The organism is Synechococcus sp., from assembly GCF_982614295.1.
Window position 1 is genome coordinate 1 of the sequence record NZ_CEXBMR010000073.1, and the last position, 4,728, is coordinate 4,728.

A 4,728-nucleotide genomic window follows, 5' to 3' on the forward strand; every position below is an offset into this window, starting at 1 on the left:
AATTTCTCCATAAAGTGGTGCCCGGCGGCGCTAGCCGCAGCTATGGAATTGAGGCAGCCCGTTTAGCTGGAGTGCCTGCAGCGGTAGTTGAAAGGGCGCGGCAGGTGTTGAGTGGAATTGAAAAAACGCATCTTATAAAATAAGAATTTGTTATTTATTTAGCCGCCTATATAGAGTATTGGCTTTTATTTTCAAGCGTCGGCAGTAAATTTCAATAACTGCCGACGTGCGCCATGCAGGTAGCAACTTATGAACATCTCTAACATGCAGCCATGGGTGCATATTGGGATCACACATATTGGGGTCTGATAGGAGCCTCTTCTGCCAACGCTCAGAAAAAAGCTTTTTATCACTTTTTATCACTTCTAAATAAGCCCGGGAGCCTCGAGAGGCTTTTTCATGATGCTCAAATATTGCGGCTCCAGTGTATACGTTTACTAATCCTAGGTTGCGCAATCGTAGGCAAAAATCAATGTCATTAAATTCAACCGTTAGGCGCTCGTCAAAGCCCTTTATTCTTTCCCAATTGCTACGTTTAAATGCCATCACAGCTCCGATAACTGCCGAAACCTCATACGAACCAGCAAGCCAATGCTTTAACCTATAACTATTTATATCAATACCATGGCGTGGATGAAAAGGAGGTCTGCCCAACCCAGTAATTACACCCGCATGCTGCAATTGCCCATTCGGAAATAATAGTTGAGCCCCTGCCACCCCAACTTTAGAATCAGAAACTAACTTTACCAAAGCAGCAATTGAGTTGGTGGTAAGTGGACGCAGATCATCATTAAGTAATAGAATAAATTCAGAAGACGAGGCAGCAATTCCAGCATTTACTTTAGCTGAAAAGTTAAATTTTTCCCCATCTGCAAAAAACGGTACAACTCTTAAACTTTTTATTGAGCCATAAATCATATTTGCGTAGAATGTTATTGAATCTAATTCAGCATCCACAAGCAGAACATCAATACTCACACCTGTCTGAAAAGTTAATGCATTGAGCAGCTGCATAACATAAGGTTTACCATCAACGCCACATGATCGAATTGTTGGAATTACAATCGTAACTTGTTGCTCAGAATCAGAAGAAGATTTAATTTGGCTTACAAACTGCCCAGGTAATTCGCCATCAGAATCGGGCAGCTGAATCCAGCACCCCTGAAGACCAAGAATTTGTTTAGGGGGAGGAATAAAAGCGCAACCTTGCTTGCTACTCCTCAGCAATCTTCCTGCGCAACAGATTGAAGAACTTATTTCATCGGCACTCCAGTACTTACGTGATAACCAGACATCAGAAATAAAGCCATCTTTTTCTAAAAATATTTCATCCAATTCAAAAGCCGTCTCATTACTAAACGAATTCAATTTTTCCGCCAAAAAGATTGTTAACTTTGGCGAAAAAATAGCGCCTGGCGCTATCGAAATTACGAATTCCCCAAGAGCACAGCTGGATAAAGAATGCGAACTACTATTGGATGTTTGAAAATGTTTGAAATTAAATATGCGGATGTGAAGATTTCCAAATCTTGCAAAAGCTTTTTTTAGATTAATTGCTGAGGATCGGCTGAAAAGCAACACCTCCACAGAATAAATATCCTGATATGCTAAACTATATAACGTAGCTAAAAGTTTCTTATCAAAAACGATATCATCCCCCTCCAGGCATACGCTCAGAAGCGGCGCCTTAATAATTTTGTTATTTCGCCTGAACCAAATTTTTAGCTCAATGGTAGAGATCCAAGCTATGAAACCTTGACCAAGCAGTGAGAGACGCCGGAAATAGAGTTTTAATTGTTGTCGCAAAGAAGAAAAATTTGAAAAACTTCCTTTCAAGTGTGAATTAGGGGTCTTCGGCGCTAAATTAATTCCCATGATAGCGGCAAGTATGTGATCTCATTGCTAAAAAGGCTACGGGCAAGGCTTATAAAACGCCACCCCCAAGTTAAGCCAAGTAGGTGGCAATACAAAGTGGTGCATATGGTTGCCCAAGCACCACCAGATCCTGAGCGGGCGAGTAAAAAATTAAGCGGTGCTTTGAGCGCAGAGGCATTGCGTCAGCAATTTCCTGAAATTTATTCCCCTTCAGCTCAGGGCAATCCCCGCGATCAAATCAATCAATTCATGGATCGCCTCGGTGATGAAGGCTGGGAATTTGTGCAGATATACCAGCTGGGCGAAATACCACTGATGCTTTTCAAGCGCCTTAACCTCAACCCAACCGCCAACGGTGATGTTTAGCTTGCTCATCCCTGCGTTACTTTTACAACTCAATGGCGTTACCGATTGCAATAATGCGCCTCAATTAGCTGATCGTTTGTTGCAAGAAGCTTCAAGGCTTGGCATTCAAGTTATTCAAGGCAATCCAGAACTGCCGGGTAAAGATGCCAGCTATAGGGCAATGCATGGTCGCCCAGGCATCATCTTGATTTCCCCTAGGCCCATGGGCGCTTCCACCCGCTGCCAGTTAATAACCCATGAAATGATCCACGTTCTGCAACACTTCAAACGCTCACTTAAAGGGGTTGATCCGATCGGCCTTGGCACCACAACTGCAGAAGCTTCACGTCACAGCCAACCTCAAGAAGCAGAGGCCTACAGCAATCAAAACAAACCTCTGAAAATTCTTGAACTACTGCAACGGCTTAAGCGGCCTTAATAGCAAGAAAGCCCCCTACAGATTTCAATTAAATAATCAAGATCTGAAATGGTGTTGTAGCTAAACCAAGAAAGCCTTAAAAAGCTACGTTCCGGATTGCAATGGGGCTTGATAGGAATAACCGGAATTTGTATCCCAGCATCGCGAAAATATTTATAGCTGGATTCTGGATTGCATACACCAAGATCAATGGCCACCATGGATGCAACAAATTGATCAGGTAATAAAACTTGAACGTCTGTTGCAAGCGCTTCCATTAATGCCAAACGGGCCTTCAATAAAACAACTCGACGTTCACTTAATAGCTGTTCTTGTTGTTTTGGATCTTCTAAATTCAACAGCTGCAAAACTTTTGGTAAACAAAGCACTGCACTGGGATCATTGGTGCCAAGCCAGTCGTGTTCCACGCGAAACCGCCCTTCATTGCCAGCTGGTGCATTAGCGCCATGGCTGATTACCAGGGGTCGCAACTGCTGCCGCAAGCTCTCATCAACCCAAAAAAAAGCACTGCCTTTTGGGCAGCAAAGCCATTTATGCAAATTGCCCACATAAGCCTCCATACCAAGGGCAGCAAGGGCAGAGAGATTTATCGGCACCGATCCAGGCCCGTGGGCACCATCCACAATTACCCGGGCGCCATGGCTGCAGGCCAATGGAATTAATTGCTCCAGCGGCTGCCACATCGCCGTTGGGCTGGTGATGTGATCAAACACGCAAAAGGCGACCCCTTTAACCAACTCCTTGCGATAAGCCTCCAACAATTCCGAACAACAACTAAGCGGCAGGGGCCATTGGGCCCTAAGCACCTGCCAGCCCCGCTGCTCTGCCCAAAATTCAACAATATTTGCGGTGGCGTTATAGGCATCCATTCCAAGTAGAACCCTGCTGCCCTCTGGCAACTGCCATTGGCTGATCAGTTCATTCAGGCCGTAGGTGGTGCTTGGCACAAAGGCCAATCCTTCGGCTGCTGCTGGTGCAGCGCCCAAAAAACGGGCCAAGGCTCCGCGGGCCTTCCCTAAGGCCCCCGGTAATTGCTCCACTAAAAAACCAACTGGATCTAATTCAATCCGATCTAGCCAGCGGCGGCGTTCCTGCTCCACTTCAAGGGGTACTGCCCCAAAACTGCCGTGGTTTAAAAAAACTTGGTTGCTATCAAGGCGCCAATGCAAACCGGCTGCATCAAGTTTCATTGATCCAACCAGGCGCGTCGCAACAGGGCATTCACTGTTGCCGCCACCAAACCAGCACCACCGCGGCTGCCCTCGAGCCGGATTTGGGCCAAACCACTGCGGGCCAATGCACTTTTGCTCTCTTTAACCCCCACAAAACCAACGGGCATACCGATTACCAGCGCGGGTGCTGCCTTTAATTCCAGCAAACGCATCAGGGCCGTTGGGGCACTGCCAATCAATACCAATGCCTTTGGATGGGCCTTGAGGGCAAGTTCAATGCCAGCAGCACTGCGGGTATCGCCAGCAGGGGCCTGGGCCGGAGCCCAATCCAGCACCGAACAAACCGGATTTGCAAATGTGCGTGCTGCCATTGGTGCCACCGCCGCTGCTGCCATTGCAGTGTCTGTGAGGATCACAGCTTTTGCTGACAATGCAGCCATTGCCAACTCGCAGGCGCCGGGGGAAAAACGCAGTAATGGCGCGAGGTTTAAATCGCCACTGCTATGCACCAGCCTTTCCAGCACCTCCTGTTCAGCGGCTTCTAAACCGGTGGGCCCTAACCAAGCCTGGATTCGGGTGATGCTTTCGATGAAGATCGGGTGATCCAAATGCTGCACTGATGCCAATCCATCTCTACTGGGGAGACGATCAAGCCGCCCAAGATCGGGCAATCCAAAGCTTGATCAACCAGGTGGTGGATCCTGCCTGGCAAAGCTTGAATCTAAGTCGCCTTGATGGCAGCAATAGCGCAGAAGCTGCCCAAGCCCTTAGTGAAGCCCGCACACCACCACTGGGGGCAGGTGATCGTTTGGTATTGCTGCAAAACAGTCCTTTTTGCAGTGCCTGCCCCAGCGAGCTGGCAGCCCAGCTGGAGCCCTGCCTCAACTTGATTCCAGC

The 4,728-nt window shown here is 47.4% G+C and carries 6 protein-coding genes and 1 pseudogene; 4 read left to right on the forward strand and 3 right to left on the reverse strand.

Annotated elements, in window-relative coordinates; translation table 11 throughout:
* Positions 1–143: MutS-related protein (locus AC2JC8_RS09615; RefSeq protein WP_484594630.1), on the forward strand; the 143-nt coding region annotated here is incomplete at its 5' end.
* A gap of 7 nt (positions 144–150) precedes the next feature.
* On the opposite strand, the gene AC2JC8_RS09620 is transcribed toward AC2JC8_RS09615, so the two are convergent.
* A complete protein-coding gene (locus AC2JC8_RS09620) occupies positions 151–1,875 on the reverse strand; it encodes a glycosyltransferase family 2 protein (RefSeq protein ID WP_484594625.1) in 1,725 nt (574 codons plus the stop codon).
* A gap of 105 nt (positions 1,876–1,980) precedes the next feature.
* Between AC2JC8_RS09620 and AC2JC8_RS09625 the strand changes: the two genes are divergently transcribed.
* Positions 1,981–2,241: a hypothetical protein gene (locus tag AC2JC8_RS09625; protein WP_484594626.1), complete on the forward strand. Its 261-nt coding sequence runs from the start codon at positions 1,981–1,983 to the stop codon at positions 2,239–2,241.
* Positions 2,234–2,659: a hypothetical protein gene (locus tag AC2JC8_RS09630; protein WP_484594627.1), complete on the forward strand. Its 426-nt coding sequence runs from the start codon at positions 2,234–2,236 to the stop codon at positions 2,657–2,659. The genes AC2JC8_RS09625 and AC2JC8_RS09630 overlap by 8 nt, the downstream gene beginning before the upstream one ends.
* Here the strand turns inward: AC2JC8_RS09630 and AC2JC8_RS09635 are convergent.
* Together AC2JC8_RS09635 and AC2JC8_RS09640 are read right to left on the reverse strand one after the other, a co-directional pair.
* Positions 2,656–3,849 (reverse strand): aminotransferase class V-fold PLP-dependent enzyme, encoded by a 1,194-nt coding sequence (locus AC2JC8_RS09635; protein WP_484594628.1) that lies wholly within the window; start codon positions 3,847–3,849, stop codon positions 2,656–2,658. The genes AC2JC8_RS09630 and AC2JC8_RS09635 overlap by 4 nt on opposite strands.
* Positions 3,846–4,439, reverse strand: a complete 594-nt coding sequence (locus AC2JC8_RS09640; protein WP_484594629.1) for a precorrin-8X methylmutase — start codon at positions 4,437–4,439, stop codon at positions 3,846–3,848. The genes AC2JC8_RS09635 and AC2JC8_RS09640 overlap by 4 nt, the downstream gene beginning before the upstream one ends.
* 11 nt (positions 4,440–4,450) lie before the next feature.
* Between AC2JC8_RS09640 and AC2JC8_RS09645 the strand changes: the two are divergent.
* Positions 4,451–4,728: pseudogene (locus AC2JC8_RS09645) on the forward strand (DNA polymerase III subunit delta); the annotation flags it as partial.